Origin of the sequence: Thiocapsa rosea, assembly GCF_003634315.1 — a bacterium.
Lineage (GTDB): Bacteria > Pseudomonadota > Gammaproteobacteria > Chromatiales > Chromatiaceae > Thiocapsa > Thiocapsa rosea.
Genome location: NZ_RBXL01000001.1, coordinates 3,582,887 through 3,606,280, shown reverse-complemented (window position 1 = coordinate 3,606,280; position 23,394 = coordinate 3,582,887). Strand labels below are relative to the sequence as shown.

At 64.9% G+C, this 23,394-nt stretch carries 18 protein-coding genes and 2 tRNA genes; 10 read left to right on the top strand and 10 right to left on the bottom strand.

Annotation, left to right across the window (positions count from 1 at the left end):
- Positions 1 to 8: 8 nt before the first annotated feature.
- From BDD21_RS16210 to BDD21_RS16180, 7 genes are all read right to left on the bottom strand, one after another.
- Positions 9 to 1,379, bottom strand: coding sequence for a V-type ATP synthase subunit B (locus BDD21_RS16210; protein ID WP_120798021.1), 1,371 nt, complete (start codon positions 1,377 to 1,379; stop codon positions 9 to 11).
- Positions 1,380 to 1,833: 454 nt separating this feature from the next.
- The gene (locus BDD21_RS16205) at positions 1,834 to 3,180 is read right to left on the bottom strand and encodes an ABC transporter permease (RefSeq protein WP_245969644.1); all 1,347 of its coding nucleotides are present in this window, start codon (positions 3,178 to 3,180) and stop codon (positions 1,834 to 1,836) included.
- Complete coding sequence (locus BDD21_RS16200) at positions 3,177 to 4,337, bottom strand: ABC transporter permease (protein ID WP_120798020.1); 1,161 nt, start codon at positions 4,335 to 4,337, stop codon at positions 3,177 to 3,179. The genes BDD21_RS16205 and BDD21_RS16200 overlap by 4 nt, the downstream gene beginning before the upstream one ends.
- Before the next feature lie 149 nt (positions 4,338 to 4,486).
- Positions 4,487 to 5,200 carry an ABC transporter ATP-binding protein gene (locus BDD21_RS16195; protein WP_425470257.1) on the bottom strand — a complete coding sequence of 238 codons (714 nt, stop codon included), beginning with the start codon at positions 5,198 to 5,200 and terminating at the stop codon, positions 4,487 to 4,489.
- Positions 5,201 to 5,261: 61 nt separating this feature from the next.
- Positions 5,262 to 6,479 (bottom strand): efflux RND transporter periplasmic adaptor subunit, encoded by a 1,218-nt coding sequence (locus BDD21_RS16190; RefSeq protein WP_120798018.1) that lies wholly within the window; start codon positions 6,477 to 6,479, stop codon positions 5,262 to 5,264.
- Positions 6,480 to 6,500: 21 nt separating this feature from the next.
- Positions 6,501 to 6,585: transfer RNA gene (locus BDD21_RS16185), tRNA-Leu, on the bottom strand.
- A gap of 123 nt (positions 6,586 to 6,708) precedes the next feature.
- Positions 6,709 to 6,782: transfer RNA gene (locus BDD21_RS16180), tRNA-Cys, on the bottom strand.
- Positions 6,783 to 6,966: 184 nt separating this feature from the next.
- On the opposite strand from BDD21_RS16180, the gene rpmB reads away from it, so the two are divergent.
- The 3 genes from rpmB to BDD21_RS16165 all read left to right on the top strand — a co-directional run bounded on the left by rpmB (position 6,967) and on the right by BDD21_RS16165 (position 8,409).
- Complete coding sequence (rpmB, locus tag BDD21_RS16175; protein WP_120798017.1) at positions 6,967 to 7,203, top strand: 50S ribosomal protein L28; 237 nt, start codon at positions 6,967 to 6,969, stop codon at positions 7,201 to 7,203.
- 14 nt (positions 7,204 to 7,217) lie between these two features.
- Positions 7,218 to 7,385: a 50S ribosomal protein L33 gene (gene rpmG / locus BDD21_RS16170; protein WP_007193702.1), complete on the top strand. Its 168-nt coding sequence runs from the start codon at positions 7,218 to 7,220 to the stop codon at positions 7,383 to 7,385.
- A gap of 364 nt (positions 7,386 to 7,749) precedes the next feature.
- Complete coding sequence (locus BDD21_RS16165) at positions 7,750 to 8,409, top strand: thiopurine S-methyltransferase (RefSeq protein WP_120798016.1); 660 nt, start codon at positions 7,750 to 7,752, stop codon at positions 8,407 to 8,409.
- Positions 8,410 to 9,014: 605 nt separating this feature from the next.
- Here the strand turns inward: BDD21_RS16165 and BDD21_RS16160 are convergent.
- The 3 genes from BDD21_RS16160 to BDD21_RS16150 form a co-directional block, all read right to left on the bottom strand.
- On the bottom strand, positions 9,015 to 9,365 hold the full coding sequence (locus tag BDD21_RS16160) for a hypothetical protein (protein WP_120798015.1): 351 nt from the start codon (positions 9,363 to 9,365) through the stop codon (positions 9,015 to 9,017).
- A gap of 1,589 nt (positions 9,366 to 10,954) precedes the next feature.
- Positions 10,955 to 11,896, bottom strand: a complete 942-nt coding sequence (locus tag BDD21_RS16155; RefSeq protein ID WP_120799968.1) for a phosphate acetyltransferase — start codon at positions 11,894 to 11,896, stop codon at positions 10,955 to 10,957.
- A gap of 318 nt (positions 11,897 to 12,214) precedes the next feature.
- Positions 12,215 to 13,561 (bottom strand): FAD-dependent oxidoreductase, encoded by a 1,347-nt coding sequence (locus BDD21_RS16150; protein WP_120798014.1) that lies wholly within the window; start codon positions 13,559 to 13,561, stop codon positions 12,215 to 12,217.
- Positions 13,562 to 13,646: 85 nt separating this feature from the next.
- Between BDD21_RS16150 and BDD21_RS16145 the strand changes: the two genes are divergently transcribed.
- The 7 genes from BDD21_RS16145 to BDD21_RS16115 all read left to right on the top strand — a co-directional run bounded on the left by BDD21_RS16145 (position 13,647) and on the right by BDD21_RS16115 (position 23,394).
- Complete coding sequence (locus BDD21_RS16145; RefSeq protein ID WP_245969929.1) at positions 13,647 to 15,044, top strand: phospholipase D-like domain-containing protein; 1,398 nt, start codon at positions 13,647 to 13,649, stop codon at positions 15,042 to 15,044.
- A 332-nt stretch (positions 15,045 to 15,376) separates the two neighbouring features.
- On the top strand, positions 15,377 to 16,360 hold the full coding sequence (locus BDD21_RS16140; protein ID WP_120798013.1) for an MBL fold metallo-hydrolase: 984 nt from the start codon (positions 15,377 to 15,379) through the stop codon (positions 16,358 to 16,360).
- A 38-nt stretch (positions 16,361 to 16,398) separates the two neighbouring features.
- On the top strand, positions 16,399 to 18,762 hold the full coding sequence (locus tag BDD21_RS16135; RefSeq protein WP_120798012.1) for an ABC transporter permease: 2,364 nt from the start codon (positions 16,399 to 16,401) through the stop codon (positions 18,760 to 18,762).
- Positions 18,763 to 18,952: 190 nt separating this feature from the next.
- Positions 18,953 to 20,161, top strand: a complete 1,209-nt coding sequence (locus BDD21_RS16130; protein ID WP_120798011.1) for an efflux RND transporter periplasmic adaptor subunit — start codon at positions 18,953 to 18,955, stop codon at positions 20,159 to 20,161.
- A 134-nt stretch (positions 20,162 to 20,295) separates the two neighbouring features.
- Positions 20,296 to 21,726 (top strand): cardiolipin synthase, encoded by a 1,431-nt coding sequence (cls, locus tag BDD21_RS16125; protein ID WP_170164782.1) that lies wholly within the window; start codon positions 20,296 to 20,298, stop codon positions 21,724 to 21,726.
- 179 nt (positions 21,727 to 21,905) lie between these two features.
- Complete coding sequence (locus BDD21_RS16120) at positions 21,906 to 22,688, top strand: 3-hydroxybutyrate dehydrogenase (protein WP_120798009.1); 783 nt, start codon at positions 21,906 to 21,908, stop codon at positions 22,686 to 22,688.
- A 58-nt stretch (positions 22,689 to 22,746) separates the two neighbouring features.
- The gene (locus tag BDD21_RS16115; RefSeq protein ID WP_120798008.1) at positions 22,747 to 23,394 is read left to right on the top strand and encodes a CoA transferase subunit A; all 648 of its coding nucleotides are present in this window, start codon (positions 22,747 to 22,749) and stop codon (positions 23,392 to 23,394) included.

The following is a 23,394-nucleotide window of genomic DNA, read 5'->3' as shown; positions in this document are numbered from 1 at the left end:
GCTCCGCGTCAAGCCGCCGCTAGAACCGGCGCGTCCTCATCGAGCGTCGGGAGGTACTTGTCGATCAGATTCTCTTTCATCAGCAGCTCGTCGCGATTGAAACACTCGGCGAGGGTTTGCCAGCAGAGGTCCAAACCCTTCTCCAACGGGATGCTGACATCGATGTCCATGAAGCGCTCCCGGAAAAGGTTCCCGAACCTAATCAAGCGGATGTCGAATTCGGACAGATCGAAGGCCATTGCCTGCTTTTGCTCGGCATCGCGGGCGCCCGAGTAGAAGCGGATCATGGTGTTCATGATCTGGCTGTGGTCCTCGCGGGTGACCTTGCCGACCACATGCTGCTTCAGGCGCGAGAGCGAGCCGAAGGGGTCGAGCATGCCGTCGTGGAGATAGAACTGGCCTTCGGTGATGTAGCCGGTGTTGTCCGGCACCGGGTGCGTGACGTCGCCTCCCGGCATCGTGGTCACGGTGAGGATGGTGAGCGAGCCGCCAACCTTGAAGTCGGCGGCCTTCTCGTAACGTCGTGCAAGTTGCGAGTAAAGATCGCCCATGTAGCCGCGATTCGACGGCACGGCCTCCATGGCGATACCCACCTCCTTCATGGCGTCGGCATAGGCGGTCATGTCGCTCATCAGGACGAGGACCCGCTTGCCTTCCTCGACCGCGAACCGCTCCGCGACCGCAAGGGCCATATCGGGAACCAAGAGGCGCTCGACCACCGGGTCGGAGGCGAGGTTGACGAACATGACGGTCCGGGCGAACACGCCCGCATCCTCGAAGCGACGCAGAAAGAAGTGATAGTCGTCGAAGATGAGACCAAGCCCGCCGAAGACGACGATGTCCGCATCCGCCTGGATCCCGATGCGCGCCAACAGCGCGTTGTAGGGCTCGCCGGCGACCGAGAAGATCGGGATCTTCTGACTCTCCACCAGAGAGTTGAAGATGTCGATCATGGGGACGTCGGTGCGCACCATCTTGGAGGCGAGCGAGCGTCGCGCCGGGTTTGCCGAGGGGCCGTCGATCTCGATCTTGGGGTCTTGAGCGAGGCCCGGCCCGTTATCGAACGGGGTGCCGTCGCCGCGAAAAACGCGACCCAGGACGTTGGGCGAGTAGGTCACCCGCATCGGATGGCCGAGGAAGCGGACCGACGCCTGGGTGGAAAGCCCCTTGGTCCCGGAGAAGACCTGCAGCGACACCAGCTCGCCTTCGAGCCTGATGACGCGCGCCATCGATTTGAAACCGCTCGGGTCCTCGACCATCCCCAGGTCGCCGAACGCGACCCGTTGGCCCTGCTCGGACACCGGGGGCGGAACCAGGACCTTGAGGAGGTCGCCGACGATCTCGACGACCTTCGAGTAGCGCACGAGCGTATGGGACATCGGACGTCTTTCCCCGCGTGTTTAAACCGCGACCAGCGCAGTATGTGACGTTATTGGAGGGGATCGGCCTCGACAGACTCGACGATTGCCGGAGCCGGCGCGGTTTAAAACTTTGAAAACTAAAATGTAAACCGCGTCTGCACGAGGGTCGGAAAAATCACTAAGCCCGACACAACATGAAAATGACGCATGTCGCTCCGGACGCGGTTTAGGTGCCTATTTCAGGTCATGGAAGTTGCGCGACTGTGAATCCTCTGATCCGGAGTCTATGCGGCGCTCATGCAAGGATCAAATTAAACTCGATATGCGCATCGTGACTTCGGCCTGGTCTTCGTGTGGTGTCCGGGGTCGTGCAAGGGGCCGCGTCGTGGATGCCGAGGCGTCTCGCCGCAGCGTGCCGTCCGATCGCGAGTGCCCCGAAGGAAGGCCTCGAGCGGCTAGGCGCAGCAGCCCGTCAAGACTCCCGCAACGCCGTCGTCACCGGAAGGCTTGCTGCGCGGAGCGCCGGGAAGATGCCTCCGATGAAGCCGATCCCGAGCGCCCACTGCAACCCGCGGATCAGAAGCTCCGGAGTGACCTGGAACTGGAAGACGACCTGACTGAAGTTGGATCCCAAGGTCGAGACCGTGAAGCCGTGAAACAAGGCCCAGGCGATGCCGGCCCCGAGGATCCCGCCCGCACAGGCCAAGGCCATGGTCTCGAGCATGACTGCGACGACGACCGGCAGTCCGGTGAATCCCAGCGCGCGCAAGGTGGCGATCTCGCGCGCGCGACTCGCCACGGCCGCATACATGGTGTTGAGCGCACCGAAGACCGCCCCGAGCGCCATCATGACGGCGACCCCGATACCGACCGCCCGAATCACCCGCGTAAGCCGCTCCGACTGCTTGCCGTAGTAGGCGCGCGTGGTCTCCACATCGACCCTCAAGCGCGGGTCGGCGCTCAGGGCCGCGCGCAGGCGCTCGATCGCCGCCGCCTCGGTCAAGCGCACGGCGACGGACTGAAAGCCGTTGCGGCGATAGGCCGCCGCAATGGATTCGGCGTCGCCCCAGACCTCGGACTCATGCGTATCGCCAGAGGCGAAGACACCGACGATGCGCCAGTCCTGGTTGTTGAGGACGATGCTGTCGCCGATCTCGACCCCGCTGAACTGCTGCAGCGCGCCCTGACCGACGATCAGCTCGCGCAGTCCGGGCCGGAAGCGTCGGCCCTCGACGATCCGAACCTGCGGGCGTACCGCCCAGGCTGCCGGCCCGACGCCGCGGACCTCGAGATTCGCGTCCGTTCCCGTGGTTCGCTTCGGGACGCTGGCCACGACCACCACCTCGGCCGATGCGACGGGGCGATCGTTCGCGTCGCGCTTGATGCCCGGGGCCTGGATGATCAGCGTCGTGGAGGGACGATCCAGCGCCGAAGAGAGCTCGGCATTGGCCGCGGCGCGCAGCACCAGGGCGGTGTCGTCGCTGCCCGCACCCGTGAGCGTCGCCTCGAAACCCGCCGCCATCGCCTGCAGGGCGACCAGAACCCCGACCACCCCGGCGATCCCGACCACCACGACCGAGGTCGCCCCGAGGCGCTCGGGTACCGTGCTCAAGCCGACCCGGGCGACGGCGAGCGCCTGCCGCCCGGTTCGCGTCAGCACCAGCCAGCCGATGAAAACCAGCGCGAGCGCGATCACAAGCGTCGGTGCCAGGATCCAGATCCCGAAAAAGGCTGCAACGGCGAGCCCGGCGGCGAGCGTCGGCAGCGTCGAGCGCATGCGAGTCAGGGCGATGCTCCACGCGGTCGGTCGCTCGCTCATCGTCCCGCCAACGCATCGACGATCCCCAGGCGCATCGCCTTGAGCGCCGGCGGCAGTCCGACCAGGATACCGATGGCCGCCATCAGGCCGACCCCCAGCAACCAGCTCTCCGGACGCATCGCAACATCGAGCTGTCCGGAGCTGGCCTCGCCGATCACCGGAAGGGCCAGAGCGGCGAGCACGAGCCCGATCAGCCCCCCGAGCAGAAGCAGCACGAGCGCCTCGGCCATGACGAGTAGAAGAACCGCACGGTTGGTGAAGCCGAGCGTCTTGAGCACCGCCAGCTCGGGAATCCGCTCGCGGATGGATTGCGCCATGGTGTTGCCGGTGAGCAGCACCAGGGTGAAGAAGACCGCTGCCATGATCGCCGTGACGATCAGCCCGATGTCGCCGATTTGTTTTGCGAAGGAGAGCTGGAACTCGCGCTCGCTCTGGGTACGGGTTTCGAAGGCGGAATTGGCGAACTGACGGTCGATCGCCTGCGCGATCTGATCGGCCTGCGACGCGTCCTCGACCCGCACGATGTACCAACCGACCGTACCTTGCCCGATCTCGCGCCCTTCATCGAAGTAGGTGTGGTGAAACAGCATCTGCTTCTCTGAGCCGCGAAGCTCCGGCTGGGCGGCTTCGAAGATGCCGACGAGGTCGAAGGTCCAGACCTCCCCGCCGTCGCGATGGGGGTAGATGGTCGGGCGCAAAGGGATCTTGTCGCCGACCTTCCAGTCGTGCAGATCCGCGAGCGCCTGTCCGGCGATCGCCCCGGTACGCATCTTGATGAAGGCTTGGCGCTGCGCTTGAGGCAGGACCAGCTCCGGATACATGTCGAGATAGGTCTCGGGTTCGACCGGGAAGTTCGGAAAGAAATTCTTCGGGTCCTGATAGATCCCCCCGAACCAGCTCGCGTAGGTCACCGCCTTCACGCCGGGCGTCGACTCGATCCGGGCGAGGTCCGCATAGGGCAACGGCTGGATCAGCGAGAGGCGCGAGGAGGTAATGAGCCGATCGATCCCGATCACGCTCTGAGGCGCATTGAACGCCACCCGCACGGCATCCAGCATCCCGAAGAGCGCAAAGGCCGCCGCCACCGAAAGCAGTGTGAGCAGCGTGCGCGTCTTCTTGCGCATGAGTGCGGCGAAGAGAAGAGGGAGATATTTCATCGCGAGGAGACCCTCCGGCCACCAGCCATCAGCGACCTACCAACATAAGTCGGGAGCAACCCGTAGGATGGGTAGAGCGCAGCGAAACCCATCCTTCACGCTCCGATGCCCCATTTCCCGCTCCGCTAGAGCGCAGCGAAACCCATCCTTCACGCTCCGATTTCAGCTTGCTCGACCAAGATCCCCTTATCCAAATGCAGGACCCGCTGCGCAAACTCGGCCGCCTTCGGGTCGTGGGTCACCATGATCATCGTCTTGCCGTACTCGCGGTTAAGCCGTTGCAGGAGGCTCAGCACCTCCTCGGCGGAGTGGCGGTCGAGATCGCCTGTGGGCTCGTCGCAGACCAAAAGCGTCGGATCCGAGACGATCGCCCTGGCGATGGCGACGCGCTGCTGTTGGCCCCCGGAGAGCTCGTTGGGCTTGTGCGAGGCCCGGTCGGCGAGTCCGACCAGATCGAGCGCGATCGCCGCGTTGCGTCTGCGCCGTGCCGTGGACAGCCGGGTCAGCAGGAGCGGCAGCTCGACGTTCTTTTGCGCCGAGAGCGCCGGCAAGAGATTGTAGAACTGGAAAACAAAGCCGACATGTGCCGCCCGCCAGCGCGCCAGCTCGGTGGAGGACATGCGGTCGATCCGATGTCCGGCGACACTCAAGGACCCTTCGCTCGGCAGATCCAGCCCGGCGATCATGTTGAGCAGCGTGCTCTTGCCGGATCCCGAAGGCCCCATCAAGGCGAGAAAATCCCCTTCCGGGATATCCAGGTCGACATGATGCAGGACCTCGATGCGCTGCCGACCGCGCTCGTAGACCTTGCTCACGCCGCGGATCGCGACCAGGGGTTCGGGGCTGCGGGATGCGAGGGGCAAGGTCATTTCGGACATGGGTTCGGGCCGAGGACGCAAGCGGATCTGTCCGACATCACGGTGTTCAGCTCCCGCCTTTCGCAGAGATCCGCATGCCGTCGGCCAACTCGAGCGGAGGATCACGCACCACCTGCTCGCCCGCGATCAGACCCTGCTCGATCAGGCGTCGATCACCGACCTCGCTGCCCGGGGTCACCGGTCGCTCGCGGACGTGATCGCCGTCCAATACGAAGACGATGCTGTCCTCGTCGTGGCCCCGGATCGCGCTTGCGGGGATCAGCACCCCATCGGTCGTGGCGTCAAGAGCCTCGGCGTGATCCTGAAGAAAGGACACCCGCACCCCCATCTCCGGGATCAAGCGCGGGTCCTTCGCGACGATCCGGATCCGCACCCGGACCGTCGCCTTGCTGCGGTCCGCCGTGGGGATAATTGCGATGACCGATGCGGGGATCGTCCAATCCGGATAGGCGTCGAGGACCGCCTGAACGGGTTGATCGGGTCTGACGCGATTGATGAATGCCTCGTTGACGTCGACCTCGATCTCGAGCGAGTCCATATCCACGATGGTCCCGATGCCGGTGCGGGTGAAGCCGCCGCCGGCCGACATCGGCGAGACGATCTCGCCGGGCTGGGCGGCCTTCGCGACAATCACGCCGGCGAAGGGTGCGCGCACAACCGTGTTGTCGTAGGCGACCTGCGCGACCCCGACCTCGGCCTCGGAAACCCGGACCTGACTGCGCTGCGCCTCGAGCTGGGCCGAGAGGGTCTCGACCTGCGTCGCGGCGGTTTCGAGCGCCTCCTCCGAGGCCAACTGACGCGAGCGCAGCTCGGTCTGTCGCTGGAGCCCTCGACGGGCTTGCTCGAGTTGGACCTGGATCTCGCCGAGCCGGGCCTGCGCGGCAGCCAGACGCGCCCGGGCGAGATCGAGCTGTGCCTTTGCGTCCGTGTCGTCGAGGCGCGCAAGCAGTTGATCGGCTTCGACCTCGACGCCTTCCTCGATCAACACCTCGGCGAGCTTTCCCGAGATCTTGCTCGACACCGTCGCTTGGCGGCGGGCGATGACATAACCGGTCGCATCCAGGACGGCCGTCGGCCCCGCGTTCGGTGCCTGCGCGATCGCGATATCCACCGGGATCGGACTCTCCGAGACCGCATAATAGACGCCGCCGCCGAGCGCACCGGCCACGAGGATGGCAAGAAGGAGCCAAAGCCCACGGTTGCCGCCGCCGTCGCGGTCGGCGCGATCGATGTGAAGCTCTTCGAGAGGATCTTGCTCCGACATGAGTCCGTCCGAAAGGGGGGGTGGTGCCCGGGGCGGGACTCGAACCCGCATGACCGAAGTCGAGGGATTTTAAGTCCCTTGCGTCTACCAATTTCGCCACCCGGGCGCGGCGTGAGGGTTTCGGATGTCGGATGAGTCCGTCTACCGGTGTGTCGTTCGATCCTTGTTGCAACAAGGGGCGACATCATCCGAGTCGACGATCGACGAAGAGTTCCTGCGGGGGTAAAGATGGAGGCTGAGCCCGGAATCGAACCGGGGTGCACGGCTTTGCAGGCCGCTGCATGACCACTCTGCCACTCAGCCCGAGCCGGGAAGTATAGTCGGGCCGCACGTGGTTGTCACGGTCTTGCGGCGGTCGAGAAAATGCGTCCGCAGTCGGGCGATGACGACGACAAGGAATTTTGCGTTGCGTCGAATCGCGAAAACATGTTAGCTTTCCGCTTCTTTCTACCCCGAAGCACGACCTCCGAATTCTAGGGATTCCGCCATGTCCAAGGTATGCCAGGTCACCGGTAAGCGCCCGATTACCGGCAATAACGTCTCTCACGCGAACAACAAGACGAAACGCCGTTTTCTGCCGAATCTCCACGACCATCGGTTTTGGGTCGAGAGCGAGAAGCGCTGGGTCAAGCTGCGGGTCTCCACGAAGGGCATGCGCATCATCGACAAGCGCGGGATCGATACCGTGCTCGGCGAGATCCGCGCACGCGGTGACAAGGTCTAACCGGAGGGCACACCATGGCCAAGGCAGCACGCGATAAAATCCGGCTCAATTCCAGTGCCGGTACCGGTCACTTTTATACGACCACCAAGAACAAGCGCAATCAGCCCGGTAAGATGGAGATCAAGAAGTTTGATCCCGTCATCCGGCAGCACGTGATGTATAAGGAAGGCAAGATCAAGTAGCGCCTTCCATCGCCGCGGAGCCTCCGACTCTTGCCGAGTCGCAGCGCTCGTGTCGGCACTTGAGAACAAGCCCGCGCAAGCGGGTTTTTTTTGGCGCCGGTTTCCGCGCGGAATGCGCGACGTCGCGTGATGACAAGCCGATGTTGCCTCGCTGATCGATCACGGATGGATCTCGGAGCCGCCCCTGGACCTGCATTGTCGTACAATCACCGACCCACAGGCTTGCGGGATAAGCCCTCGGCGAGGGCAGTATCCGTCTCGCGTATCCTGGCCTCGGCAGACGACACGACACCCGCTGATCCTGATCCCTGCATACTCACCACTCACTACTCACTACTCACTACTCACCACTCACCACTCCCCCATGACCCCTGAATTCTGGCTCGACCGTTGGCAGCATGGCGACATCGGGTGGCATCTGCCTGAGATCAACGTGCATCTGCAGGAGTTCTGGCCCGGCCTCGGCCTTACGCCCGAGACCCTGGTCTTTGTCCCGCTCTGCGGCAAGACACTCGACCTCCTCTGGCTCGCCAGCCGAGGCCACGGTGTCGTCGGCGTGGAGATCAGCGAGCTGGGGGTTACGGAGTTTTTCGCCGAGAACGGCCTGGAACCGCGTGTGACGGAGACACCGCCGTTTCGCACCTATGCGGTCGACGAGCTGCGGGTCCTCGTCGGCGACTACTTCGACCTTACGCCCGCACATCTGGAGGGCGTCGGCGCCGTCTTCGACCGCGCCTCGCTGATCGCCCTCCCCCCGCAGATGCGCCCGGCCTACGCCGAGCACTTCAAAACCATCGTGCCCGCGACCGCAAAGAGCCTCCTGATCACGCTCGACTATGATCAGGCCGAGATGTCAGGCCCGCCCTTCTCGGTCGGCCGCGACGAGGTCCAAACGCGTTTCGGGGGCCGTTACGGCATCGAGCCGCTGGCGAGTTTCGACGTGATCGATGAATCACCGGGCTTTCGCCGACGCGGCCTCACCGCGCTCGCCGAGCGCGTGTGGAAGCTGGAGCCACATCCTTGAAATGCCGGAAAACGACGCACATCGCACCGGGCGCGGTTTAAGGTGATTTCCGGGAAAGGATCTACCGACAGAGCCGCAACCAAGTTAAGTCGTCGAAGGGTCAACTCGATGTCGTTGTCGTTGTCGTTGTCGTTGTCGTTGTCGTTGTCGTAATTGTCATCGGATTCCGGACGAACCGATCCTTCCTTGCACATCCGATCAGTCGGAAGCAGCGTGCCCGGGATAGACGACGTGCAGTCGTCCTCTTCCCCGCGCCTCGCTCGCACGACCGCCGCGTCAGGCAACACCTGAAAGGAGAGGAAGGTTGCAAACGGCTGAGAAAAACGGACACCGGTGCCGAAGCGCGTTCAGCGCGGTTCTCGAGCGCGTCGCGTTGACCGCGACCCCGCAGGCCGTCGGGCCGGCTGAAGAGGACGACTGCACGTCGTCTATCCCGGGGGGGTGTCGCCGCTTCGCGACGACCGTCGGCGTCACTGCCGGCCGATCCTCTGCGCAGTCGGGATGTTGATTCCCGGAGATCGCCTAAAACCTCATCTCCAGCGTGACCGCGCGCGAGAACGTCGCCATTGCCCGCGCCGTCGCCAAGCGACCGGCCGTGCTGCTCTCTATCCCTCGCCGACGTTGCGCACGTGGCCCTTTCTGCTGACGGTGTACTTGCGGCCGATGCGGCGATCGATCTGCGTCAGCATCTTGCGCGTGGCGCGGGTCACGGCTTGCTCCACGCTGCGGTCGGCATGATGTACCTTGAGCGGGCGCTTGCCGGCGAAACGCGCCTCCAGCCCGCATTCGATCTCGCGGCCGGTGCCGCCACTCGGGTCGCACGGATGCAGGTGCACCTCGATGCGACGCACCAAGTCGTCGAATCGGCCCAGGTGGTCGTTGAGCACAGCGACCACCGCGGCTCGATCTTCGGTCGACGTTCTCAGGCCGCCACTGCTGTTGATCTGCACTTTCATGGATATCGTCTCCTGGACCCGGCCCCGACCCGCGGCATGCGGGGCGTCGGCAGCTGATCGTCAAGCGTGGCGTAAAGCGCGCCGCCTCGCAAGCCACCAAGAACGAGTGGTTGGCGGCGCGCTCACACTGGAGCGTATCAACTAAACCGCGCCCGGTGCGGTATGCGATGTTTTTGGATGGGATCGGCCCCGGCAGATTTGACGATCGCTGGAGCTGGCGCGGTTTAAGGGATTAAAAACATATGCTTTCAAACCGCGTCCCCGCTAAGGGCGGTGGATGCGCCAAGCGCCGAACCCAGGTGAAAGCGAGCATCTCGCTCTGGACGCGGTTTAGGTGATTTGCGGGAACTGTCGTCGCGAAGCGGCGACACGCCCCGGGATAGACGACTTGCAGTCGTCCTCTTCAGCCGGCCCGACGGCCCGCGAGGTCAAGGTCAACGCGACGCACGCGAGAACCGCGCTGAACGCGCTTTGGCACCGGTTTCCGTTTTGCTCATCCGTTCGCGATCGTCATCTCCTTTCAGGCGTTGCCTGACGCGAACCGGGTGGCCGCGGGTGGTTACCCACCCGCGGCTCCCACAGATCCGGACGTGCGGGACTACCGCATCCGGCTCCTCGGTTGAGCGCTCGCTGCACGACAACTGTCGCACACCCGATGGACCATTCAGCCCATGTCGCGATCTCCTGTCGTTCTGTTCAGATGGTCAGGTGACTCGATGTTCACGCCATCGTCCCTTCAGAAGGTGTCTCAACCGATCGGCCGCTTCCCTCCCATGGGTCCGCTCGGGTGCGTTCCCCACGCTCAACGGTACTATCAGCCGACTCTGACTGCTCAGTCGCCATCGCGCCGCACTTCGTTGCCTTCGCTTGGCGCTACCTTGCCGTCGGTCCTGTTCGCTCCCGTCGGCCGGACCAGCGCCGTCGGGCCGGGGCGGCTTCTTACGCGGTGCCCGCGCCGCGTCTCGGGCAAGGAGCAACTGAGCGCTCCCAGGTTCCTGGACGACCCGTGCGTACATGCCCTGCTCTTAGACCCCGGCGGAGTCTCGACATCAGGCCGTTACGATGCCGAAACTGTTGCCTTCCGGTGTTCCGAATACGTCGGCTCCGCTGAACTCAGTAACGGGGCTCCATCACACGGCCTGCACGCCCCCTGTGTACGCTTCGCAGGCGGGATCGCTCCCGCACCACACAACACTCGGTTCCGGTGGATGGCCACTCCTTACCGGCTCGGGACTTGCACCCGGTGGGTCGCAAAAAGGAGTTTCCGATTGGCTTATCCGTTCGCTATCTTCCTCTCCTTCCAGGCTTTGCCTGGCGCAACGGTCGTGCGAGCAAGGCCCGTGGAAGAGGACGACTGCAAGTCGTCTATCCTGGGGACACGCCGTTTCGCGACGGTGCTTCCGGTCGATCGGATGTGCAAGGAAGGAAGGAAGGAAGGAAGGATCGATTCAAGGAAGGATCGGTTCGCCCGGAATCCGATGACGACAACGACATCCTCTTGGCCGTCGCGCCGTTCGGCACACCGCGGGGACAGGAGTTCGTGCCTCATGATGACCAGTGGGCCGGCGCCGTCGACAAGTCGCTTCAGATCACCCCTCGATCGCCGCGGCCTCCTTGCGCCGGTGGGCGACCAAGGCCGCGACAGCGCAGGACGCGAGTCGGCTCTGGACCGAGTCGGCGCGGCTGGTGAGCGTGATCGGCACGCGTGCGCCCAGGACGATGCCCGCGGAGTCGGCGTTCATCAGGAAGGCAAGACTCTTGGAGAGCAGATTGCCGGCTTCCAGATCCGGCACGACCAGGATGTCGGCGTGTCCGGCGACAGGTCCGCCGATGCCTTTGATCCGTGCCGCCTCCGGGCTGATGGCATTGTCGAGCGCGAGCGGTCCGTCGAGGATGCCGCCGGTGATCTGACCGCGGTCGGCCATCTTGCAGAGTGCAGCCGCTTCCACGGTCGACTGGAGCTTGGGGTTGACCTTCTCCATCGCGGACAGGATGGCGACCTTCGGGGTCTCGATCCCCAAGGCCCGCGCGAGATCGATCGCGTTCTGCACGATATCGACCTTCTCTTCCAAGGTCGGGAAGATGTTGATCGCCGCGTCCGTGATGAAGAGCACGTTCGTGTGACCCGGTACGTCCATAACGAAGCAATGACTCAGACGCCGCGCGGTGCGTAGACCCGTATCGCGCTTCACCACCGGTCCGAGCAGCTCGTCCGTGCTGAGCGAGCCCTTCATCAGCATCTCGGCACGACCCTCGCGCACCAAGGCGACGGCCTTCTCGGCGGAGGCGTGACTGTGCTCGGCATCCACGATCTCGTAGGGCGAGAGGTCGATCCCCGCGTCCGACGCGGCGGCGAGGATCTTCTTGCGTGGCCCGACCAGAATCGGCGTGATGATACCCGCCTTCGCGGCATCGACGGCCCCGCCCAGCGCCGCGGCGTTGCAGGGGTGGGCGACCGCGGTCGGTGCCGGCGGAATCGTTTCGACGGAGAAGATCAGACGCTGGAAATTGGTGTGCGCAATGGTGTTCATGAAGCCGGGCCCCTTGGACTTAAACCGCGCCAAGCGCGGTATGCGATGCTTTTGGTTGGGATCGGCCCCGGCAGACTTGACGACCGCTGGAGCCCACGCGGTTTAAGATTTTAAAAAATATATTCTTTTAAACCGAGCCCCGCCAGGAACTGTGGATGCGCCAAACGTCGAATTCACTCGAAAATGAGCATCTCGCTCTGGAAGCGGTTAAAAAATCCGGCAGAGGTTGGGCCACGGAACCAAGCCCTACCCAGGCGATCACGGAGCCGACCGACGCTGGTGTCGCCCTCGACGGCACATCCGGCGCCGGTCGATGACTCAGTCGAGCGCCTTGCTCAACTGCGAGGCGGCAATCAGCAAGGGCGACCAAGAGGGACCGAACGGCGGCGCGTAAGCCAGGTCCATGTCGTAGATCTGCTCGACGGTCATGCCGGCGTGGATCGCAGCGGCGGCGGTATCGATCTTGTGCGCCGCCGCCTCCGGGCCGACCATGCAGCAACCGAGCAGCTTGCGCGTCTTGCGCTCCCCGATCAGCCAGACCGAGAGCTTTCCGCCGCCCGGATAGTAGCCGGCACGTGTCGCGCCGACGATCTCGGCGGTTGCGGTGTCGAATCCGGCCGCGTCGGCCTCCTCGCTCGACAACCCGACGCGGGCGACCTCGAGCCCGAAGAACTTAAACACGGCCGTGCCGAGCACCGGCGGCGCCGGGCGCTTCAGACCGAAGATGTTGTCGCCCGCGAGCTTGCCGGCGCGATTGGCACGCAGCGCGAGCGGAAACCAGACCGACTCCCCGGTGATGGCATGGAGCGCGTCGGCGCAGTCGCCGGCCGCGTAGATGTGCTCCTCGGAGGTGCGCAGGTACGCGTCCACCGCGATCGACCCGGCCGCCCCGAGCGCCAGTCCCGCCGCCGATGCCAGCTCGGACTCGGGTCGAACGCCGGTCGCGACCAGCACCAGATCCGCTTCGAGCGTCGCGTCGGAGGTCTCCACAGCGATGCCCGAGCCGGTACGCTCGATCGCTTCGACCCGCGTCCCGACCAGCATCTCGACCCCGTGCGCCTTGGCCTCGTCGACAACGCGCGCCCGCAGGGTCTCGGGCAGCCAGGGCAGGATCTCGGGCATGGCCTCCACCACGGTCACCTCGGCGCCCATCTCTTGGAAGTTCTCGGTCGCTTCCAGCCCGATGTAGCCGGCGCCGATGACCACCACGCGCTTGGGCGGATGCGCCGCCATGGCCGCCTTGATGGTCCGTCCGTCGTCGAGGGTTTTCAGCGGATAGGCGCCCTGCCCCCAGAGGGCGTCGAGCCCCTTGATCGGCGGCGCCCAGACCCGCGCACCCGTGCAGATGATCAGCTTGTCGTAGCCGAGCACGAAATCGCCCTCGGCGTTGCGACCGCCGACCTCGCGCCGGCTCGGGTCGATCTTGCGCACCTCGTGGCCGAGGCGCACGTCGATGTTGCGCTCCTCGCGAAAGCGCTGCGCGGAGACGACGAGCAGGTCGTCCATGTCCGTGTCCGGCGGAAGCTTGTAGGGCAGTCCGCAGGCGCCGTAGGAGACATCCTGCGTCTTCTCCAGCACCAGGATCTCGGCGTCCGGTCGTGCCCGCCTGGCCTGACTTGCCGCGCTCATCCCCGCGGCCACGCCGCCGATGATCACCACTCTCATACTCGCTCCTCGCGCCGGATCGCTTCTGGTTGGCTGCCGCGCCGATGGTAGCCGCGGGGCGCACCACCGACAACGCATCTTGCTCGTGCTGCTTGCCCTTGTTCTGGTCAACGGCCTTTATCACGCGTTCAAGCCCCTGCCGCCCGGGATCAGCGTTGCGGCACCGTTGCGTCCGGTGCATGACGTGGAGTTTCTCGCCGATCACACCTGGGTGGATGCCGAGGGCGAACGGCACACGCGACAAGCCATCTTCGACCGCGTCTTCGCGTTGATCCAGGGCGCAGACAGGCTGCTGGTGCTGGACATGTTTCTGTTCAATGCCATGCAGGAAACGATCACGGAGACCCATCGGGCACTGTCTCGAGAGCTGACGGAAAGCCTGCTGCAACGCATGCGCGACCGGCCGGAGTTCGTGACGGTCATCATCACCGACCCCTTCAACAACCTCTACGGGGGCGTCGCGGCGCCGCACCTGGATGCGCTGGAGGCCGCAGGTGCGCATCTGGTCTATACCGATCTCGGCCGACTGCGCGATCCCAACCCCCTCTGGTCGGCGGCTTGGCGACTCTGCTGCACCTGGCTCGGCAACAGTACCCGTGGCTGGCTGCCCAACCCGGTGGGCGAGGAGGCGGTCACGCTGCGGACCTTTCTGGCCTTGCTCAACCTCAAGGCCAATCACCGCAAGACACTCGTGGCCGATGACGGCGATGACTGGGTGGCACTGGTGACGTCGGCCAATCCACATGACGCGAGCAGCGCCCATGTGAACACGGCTGTGGTGGTTCGCGGCCAAGCGGCGCTGGATCTCCTGGACACCGAAACCGCCGTAATCCGCTTTTCCGCTCGGCAGGTGCCCTTCGAGATCCCGGCCGATCAAGACGCACCGAAGCAGAGTCCACTGCAGGCACGGATCGTCACCGAGAGCCGAATCCGGGAGGCAGCACTCGACACGATCCGGAGCGCTGCTCGCGGGGATCGGCTCGATATCGCCATGTTCTATTTCTCCCATGAGACGCTGCTCCGAGCAGTCAAGGACGCTGCGGGTCGAGGCGTCGATGTCCGAATCCTGCTCGACCCCAACCGGGACGCCTTCGGCCGCGAAAAAAGCGGAATCCCCAATCGCCAAACCGGTCGGCGTTTCCACGATGCCGGAATACCGGTGCGCTGGTGTCATACCACCGGGGAGCAATGTCACGCCAAGCAGATTGTTCTGGAACGCGCCGATGGCCAAGCCGTGCTCATCACGGGGTCGTCGAATTTCACCCGACGGAATCTGGACGACTTCAACCTGGAGACGAATGTTCTTGTCGTGGGGCCGGCGGATGATCCATTCCTGAACGCCGCCCTGACCTGGTTCGAGCAACGCTGGCACAACGAGCCGGATTGGCAGGTTTCCGATCCCTACGCCACCTGGGAGGATCGCTCCAGGGTGCGGTCCCTTCAGGCCTGGATCGGCGAGAATCTCGGCTGGTCCAGTTTTTAAACCGCGCCCGGCGCGGTATGCGTAATTTGTTGGGTTGGCTTGGCCGCGCCAGCTCCGACGACTGTCGGAGCTGGCGCGGTTTAAAGTATTAAAAAGATTAAATTTTAAACCGCGTCTCGCCAAGACCGAGGAAGCCTCCGACGCTGAACACATGCTCATGTGCGAACCCCCGCGGACGGAACGATGACGTCCGCTCGAGTTCGTTCTCGCAGCGCGAGACCCTCTCGCACTCGCGGCCCTACCCAAGGTTTGAATCGCACCTGGCTCGCGATGTTCCCTGAGCGCCGCTGCGGTATAAAGACATTTTGGCTCAGCGCGAGGACGCTTAACCCATGCCGCTCGATCGAATCCCACACCGGCCCTCGTGGCCGATCGCCTTGCTTTCCTGTCTGATGCTCGCCCTTGCCTTCCCCGCACTGGCGGAGCGCGGCCCCGACCTGCCGGACTACCCGGCAGATCAGGTCGCACCCGGTCTCTATGTGATCCACGGACCGGTGGACTATCCCACGCCCGAGAATCAGGGATTCATGAACAACCCGGCCTTCCTGGTCACGCAGACCGGCGTGATCGTCGTGGATCCCGGCTCAAGTGTTCAGACTGGGGAGATGGTCCTGCGCCAGATCCGCAAGGTCACCGACAAGCCGTTGCTGGCGGTGTTGAACACGCATGTTCACGGGGACCATTGGCTGGGCAATCAGGCGATGCTGGCCGTGGCCCCGCAGGTGCCGATCTACGGGCACCCCGAGATGCTGAAGCTGGTCGCCGAAGGGGCCGGCGAGGAGTGGGTGCAACGCATGCTGAGCGCGACCGAAGGCGCCACCGAAGGGACGCTCGCCAAGGGTCCGACGCATCCGCTCGAGGGTGGCGAGACCCTGTCGATCGGAGGACTCACCTTCAAGACCCACTATTTCCCGCATGTACACAGCACCTCGGACCTGATGTTCGAGATCCCGGAGCTGGACGCACTGTTCCTGGGCGACAACGCCTGTAACGGGCGCATCGTGCGCATGGACGACGGGTCCTTCATCGGCAGCATCAATGCCTTGGACGGGGTCAAAGCCACGGTGACGGCGAGCGTGCTGATTCCGGGGCACGGCCGAACCGGCGGCTGGGAGATCGTCGATGACTACCGCGCCTATCTGACAGGGGTCTACGACGGTGTCGCGGCCTTGTACGAGAGCGGCGGAAGCGACTTCGAGATGCGGCCGATCATCGCCGAGCAGCTTGCCCGCTTCAAGGACTGGCCGGGCTTCGAGGAGGAATTGGGCAAGCACGTCTCGCTCGCCTATCTGGAGGTCGAGGCGGACGCCTTCTGAGCGGATCGGGTTCCCGATAGCGTCGCCGAGGTCGACCGATGCGAGCACTGCACACCAAGCTCCTGCGCGATCTCTTCGACATGAAGGGACAGGTCGCGGCCATCGCGGTGGTGATCGCCGCGGGCGTGATGGTGCTGATCCTGTCCGTGACCACGCTCGACGCACTGCGGCTGTCGCAGGCTCGGTTTTACGACGGCCATCATTTCGCCCATGTCTTCGCGGATCTCAAGCGCGCCCCGGAGGGTCTCGCGGCACGTCTGCGCGAGATCCCGGGTGTGAATCAGGTCGAGACGCGGGTTCAGGCACTGGTGCGCCTGGAGGTGACGGGTTTCGACGAACCGGTCCGCGGTCTGCTGCTCTCGATCCCGGACGGTCGTCAGCCGGGCCTGAATCGGCTGCACCTGCGCGAGGGTGCACTGCCCGAGCCGGACCGCTCGGACCAAGTCGTGCTGAGCGAGCCTTTCGCCGAGGCGCAGGGTCTGCGGGCGGGCGATCGGTTGAAGGCGATCATCAACGGCCGACTCCAAACCCTCACCGTCAGCGGTGTCGCGCTGTCGCCCGAGTTCGTCTATCAGGTGGGACCGGCGGACATCCTGCCGGATTACAAACGCTTTGCGGTCCTCTGGATGAACCGCCGAGCGCTGGCGCACGCCATGGATATGGACGGGGCCTTCAACAGTGTCCTGCTCTCGCTCCAGGCTGGGGCCGAGGAGGCAACCGTCATCGAGGCGCTGGACCTGCATCTGGCCCGCTATGGCGGGATCGGTGCCATGGGCCGCGAGGACCAGGTCTCGCATCGCTTCCTCTCCGAGGAGCTCGACCAGCTCCGCGTCATGGCCATCGTGCTTCCCGCCATCTTCCTCTCGGTCGCGGCCTTCCTGTTGAATCTGCTGATGGGGCGGATCATCCAGACCCAACGCGGGCAGATCGCGATCCTCAAGGCATTCGGCTACGGCAACCGGGACATCGCCGCGCATTACGGGCTGCTGACCGGACTCATCGTGGTCGTGGGGTCGGTGCTCGGGATCGCCCTCGGCGCTTGGGCGGCCGACGGGATGGCCGGCGTCTACGCCGAATACTATCGTTTCCCGGAGACGAGCTTCCGCCTCGAACCTCGGATCGTTGCTCTGGCCCTGTTGGTCTCCGCGTGTGCCGCGGCGTTGGGCACGTTCCGCGCCGTAGGCCGTGCGGTCGCGATGCCGCCCGCGGAGGCGATGCGCCCGCCCGCACCGCGGCGCTTTCATGCCTCCTGGCTCGAACGCTCCGCGCTCGATCGGCGACTGGACCAGCCGAGCCGGATCATCCTGCGCAACCTCCTGCGCCATCGCACCAAGGCCTTGTTCTCGATGATCGGGATCGGGCTGTCCGGCGGACTCCTGCTGCTCGGGAGCTATCAGTTCGGTGCAATCGACCACCTGCTCGACATCCAATACCGGCTGGTCATGAACATGGATGTCCATCTCAGCTTCACCGACCCCACACCCGAGCGGTCGCTGGCGGAGCTGCGCACCCTGCCCGGCGTGGCCTATGCGGAGGGCTATCGCAGCGTGCCCGTGCGCCTGATCAACGGGACCCGAGACTACCGCACGAGCATTCAAGGCATGGAGCCGCAGCCGCGTCTACGCGGCTTGCTCGACGCCGACCACCGCCCGATCCGCCTGCCGCCCGAGGGCATCCTGATGACCCGCTTTCTGGCCGAAGACCTTGGGCTCGCACCCGGCGACGCGCTTGAGGTCGAGATCATGGAAGGGCATCGCCGGACCCTGCGGGTCCCGCTTGCAGGCACCGTCGACGAGCCGATCGGCGTGAGCGCCTACATGGAGCGACGCGCCCTGAACCGACTGATGGGCGAAGGCCCCGCCCTCTCCGGTGCCTGGCTGATGACCGACCCCGCGCAGCACGACCGGCTCTTCGCGCGGCTTTGGGAGGTGCCGCGTGTGGCCGGCATCGGCCTGATCGCGGATGCGGAGCGCCAATTCCGCGACTACATCGACGACACCGTGCTGGTGACGATGAGCATCCTGCTGTTGATGGCCGGCTCCATCACCTTCGCCGTGGTCTACAACAACGCCCGTATCGCCTTCTCGGAGCGCTCGCGCGAGTTGGCCACACTCCGGGTCCTCGGCTTCAGCCGCGCGGAGGTGAGCTGGATCCTCATCGGCGAGGTCGCCGTCCTGACCCTCTTGGCCATCCCGCTGGGCTGGCTGATCGGCACCGGGTTCGCCGCGCTGCTCAGCGCGGCCATGACGATGGACATGTTCCGGGTGCCCTTCATCATCAGCCCGCAGACCTATGCCTTCTCCGCCGCCGGTGTGCTGCTGGCCACGGTGCTGTCGGTGCTCGCGATTGCGCGGCTGTTGCGGCGGCTGGATATGATTACGGCGTTGAAGAGCATCGAGTAGGGCTGAACCGCGTCCGGAGTGACCGATATCGAGTCGTGATGTCGTCGACCTCGGCGCGGCTCAAGACGCTGGCGGTGACGCGGTTCAGGAGAAAAATTCGGGTCGTTCGAATCATCAGACCAGGCTACGTGAATTCGACGTACCGACCAGCCCTGAACGGTGACGGGAGTTTAGGGGGATAATCAACAGTATGTCCTTCCGAAAACAAATGATTGCAACCCTCGTCGGCCTTACTAGCCTCGGCTTGCTGGCGCTCGCCCTAATGCCTTCTCCCGTGCCGGTCAGCGCGACCTTGGTTCGGCAGGACGTCTTCATCGAATCGGTCGAGGACGAGGGTCGCACACGCCTTCGCGATATCTATAGCGTCTCCGCGCCGATCAGTGGCTATCTGCGGCGCGTGACGTTTGAACCAGGGGACGCGGTCGCTGCCGATCAGGTGCTGTTCGAGCTGGAGCCCCTGCCGGCGCCGGCGCTCGACCCGCGCTCGCGCGGTCAGGCGCGCGAGGCGCTCGCCGCAGCGCAAGCGCATTTGGAGGAGGCCGAGGCAAACCTCTCGGCCCGGCGGACCGAATACGAGCTGGCCCGCACCGAGTACGACCGCAGCGAGACGCTGCATCGGCGTCAGCTCATCTCATCGGAGGAACGGGGGCGACGGCTCGCGCAGCGCGACGCCGCCGACGCCTCGGCACGCGCCGCGCGGCATTCGGTGGAGGTCGCCCGTTTCGAGCTTGAATCGGCCCGCGCGCTCGTGGAGATCGCCGACGGCAAGCGCACTCCCGGCGACCATCCGGTTCTCGGTGTCCGCGCCCCGATCGACGGGGTCGTCACCCAACGTCATCGCTGCTGCGAGGGGCCGGTGCAGTCCGGCCAGGCGGTGCTGGAGATCGGCGACCTGGATGCACTGGAGGTCAAGGTCGACCTGCTTTCGGTGGACGCCGTGCGCGTGCGCCCGGGGATGCGTGTAACACTTGAACGCTGGGGCGGCGAGGATGCGCTGGATGGACAGGTCAGACTCGTGGAGCCAGCCGGCTTCGAGAAGATCTCGGCCCTGGGAGTGGAAGAGCAGCGAGTGCCGGTCTGGGTCGAGATCCTCACGCCGCGCGCGCGATGGGTTCATCTCGGGGACGGCTATCGGGTGGAGGCACGCTTCATCCTCTGGGAAGGGGAGGATGTGATCCAGATCCCGACCAGTGCGCTCTTTCGGCACCTGGACCGCTGGGCCGTTTTTGTCGCCGATGAGGGTCGGGCGCGTCTGCGATTGGTCGAGGTCGGGCGGCGCAGCGGTCTTTGGACCCAGATCACCATGGGGCTTGAGCCGGGCGAGATCGTCGTCACCCATCCGGGCGATCGGGTGCACGACGGGGCACGCATCGCGGTCGAGATCCGGCCTTACGCGTAACGGCCGCTCAGGCGACGTATCATGCAAACCTGCATTCCACTCGGGACAGCACGGCGGCGGCGCGTCTGGCGCGGCACACAAGACCACCGGCATCGATGGTCGAGCAGCCATCGGCATCAGGAAACAAGAAAAACATGATCTCCACACTCTCGCTCGTCTTCATCCTCGTCGAGCTCGTCGGGATCGCGAGCGCGATCCATGCGCTCTTCACCGTGCGCACGCCTCAAGGCACGGTCGCCTGGGTGGTGGGCCTGGTGGCCTTCCCCTGGCTGGGTCTTCCGCTCTACTGGTTCTTCGGCAGCCGGCGGTTCGAGGCCCATTCGCGCGCGATGCAGGAAAAGCTTCTGACACACGCGGATCTGATCCATCAGGTCCGCACCGAATTGCTCCCCTTTAAAACGGATCCCGAACGGGTCGAGCCGGCGCCGGCCGCAGCTTTGGCCTCGATTGCGGGGCAGGACTTTCTACGCGGCAACCGGCTCGAGCTGCTCATCGACGGCAAGGCCACCTTCGATGCCATTCTGGCCGAGATCGCACGGGCGAAGCGCTCGGTCTATGTGCAGTTCTACATCATGCGCAACGACGGGCTCGGGCGACGTCTGCTCGAGGCGCTCGCGGAGAAGGCATCGGAGGGTGTGGATTGCTGCTTTTTGATCGACAGCTTCGGCGGCGCCGCCATCACCCCGCGCGTGATGCGCCATTGGCGTGCACGCGGCGTGCGCATCACGGCATTCAGCGCCCTGAGCGGCTGGCGCGACCGCTGGCGGCTCAACTTTCGGAATCATCGCAAGAACGTCATCGTGGACGGCCGGGTCGGTTTCATCGGCGGCCATAATGTCGGCGACGAGTATCTCGGGAAGAATCCGAAATACGGCCGCTGGCGCGATACCCATGTGCGGGTCGAGGGTCCGACTACACTTCAACTCCAGATGGTCTTCGCGGCCGATTGGTATTTCACCACCGGCGAGATCCTGGACGCCAATTGGCAACCGCACGATCCCGCCCCGCAGGACGCCGGCCAGCGGTCTCTCGTGCTCGCGTCCGGGCCTTCCGACCAACACGAGCGCTGCACGCACTTCTTCCTGCATGTCATTTCGATGGCACAACACCGGCTCTGGATCGCCAGTCCCTATTTCGTCCCGGACGAAGGCATCCTCCAGGCGTTGCAGCTCGCCGCGATCCGGGGTGTGGACGTGCGTATCCTCCTGCCCATGAAGCCGGATCAGTATCTGGTCTGGCTCGCCTCCTTCGCGCTGCTCAAGGAGCTGGATCATCCGCGGATCCATGTCCACCGCTTCACCGGTGGATTCCTCCACCACAAGGCGTTGGTCGTCGACGAGGGTTTTGCCGCGGTCGGCACCAAGAACTTCGACAACCGCTCCTTCAGGCTGAACTTCGAGATCACCCTCGCCGTCACGGACGCCCGTTTCGCCGCCGAGGTCGCAGCGATGTTCGAGCGCGATTTCGCCGAATCACGGGAGGTCGGCCCGCGCGCCTACGACGCACTGTCCTTCCCCCAAAAGGTCGGCGCCAAGGCCGCGAGGCTACTCGCCCCGATCCTGTAGGTCGGTCCGAGCGACGGCGAGGCAGGAGCCGCCGCCTCGTTGCGCCTCGCGCTTGCTTGGAACAACCGACGACGCGGCACCCATCGATCCGCGTTGCCGAGCCTCTGCTCTTGTGGCAACCTTCGGGCAGGATTAGGCCCGCGTCGACAATTGATAAAGCAAATGATCGGGAGGCTCCGATGTTGAACGGAAAGGCAGCGGTCGTGACGGGCTCGACCAGCGGGATCGGCCTCGGGATCGCGAAGGCCCTCGCCGCGGACGGCGCGGACATCCTGCTGAACGGACTGGGCGATGCGCAGCAGATCGAGGCGCTGCGCGCGGAGCTCGCGGCTCAATACGGCGTGAAGGTTGCCTACTGCGGCGCGGACATGACCAAGCCTGCCGAGATCGAGCGCATGATCGAGACGGCCTTCCGCGAGCTGGGCAAGGTGGATATCGTCGTCAACAATGCCGGCATCCAGCATGTTTCGCCCGTGCATGAATTCCCGATCGACCGCTGGGATGCCGTGATCGCCATCAATCTCACCGCGCCCTTCCTCGTCACCCGAGCCGTCCTGCCGGGGATGCTGGAGCGCAACTGGGGTCGGATCATCAACATCGCCTCCACCCACGGCTGGGTCGCCTCGGTCGACAAGTCGGCCTATGTCGCCTCCAAGCACGGCATCATGGGCTTCACCAAGGCGGTCGCCTTGGAGACCGCCACCACCGGGGTGACCTGCAACGCCATCTGCCCGGGCTGGGTTCTGACCCCGTTGGTACAGAAGCAGATCGACGCCCTCGCCGAGCGCGAGGGACTTTCCGAAGAGGACGCCACCGTCGAGCTGCTCGGCGAGAAGCAACCCTCGCTGCAGTTCACCAAGCCCGATCAGCTCGGCGCGCTCGCGGTCTTTCTCTGCTCGGAAGGCGCGTCCAACATGCGCGGGATCGGGATTCCGGTCGACGGCGGCTGGCTGGCCCAATGATCGAGCCGGCAACCGCTCCACTCACCCGCACAAGCACGCGCACCGGGAGACACCCATCGTGAAGCGCGTTTCGCTGGAAGACGCCGTCGCCTTGATTCCAAACGAAGCCAGTTTGGTGATCGGCGGGTTCATGGGGGTCGGAACACCGGAGCGGCTCTGCGACGAGCTGGTGCGGCAGGGCAAGCGCGATCTAACGATCATCGCCAACGACACCGCCCTGCCCGGTGTGGGCATCGGCAAGCTGATCACCGCCGGGCTCGTGCGCAAGGCGATCGTGAGCCACATCGGTCTGAATCCGGAGACCCAGCAACAAAAGATCGCGGGTACCCTGGAGGTCGAGCTGGTGCCGCAGGGGACCCTGATCGAGCGGATCCGCTGCGGCGGCTACGGACTCGGCGGCGTGCTCACGCCGACCGGCGTCGGCACGCTCGCCGAGGAGGGCAAGCGCAAGATCGAGGTAGAGGGCTCGGAGTACCTGCTCGAAACACCGCTCAAGGCCGATTTCGCATTGGTCCACGCCATGTTCGCCGACTATACCGGCAACCTGCGCTATGTCCTGACGGCCCGCAACTTCAACCCGATGGCCGCCATGGCCGGCGCGACCGTGATCGCGACCGCCGACCATATCGTCCCGGTCGGGGTCATCCCGCCGGACGACGTCATGACGCCCGCCGTCATCGTCGACCACCTCGTCGCGAATCTCTGA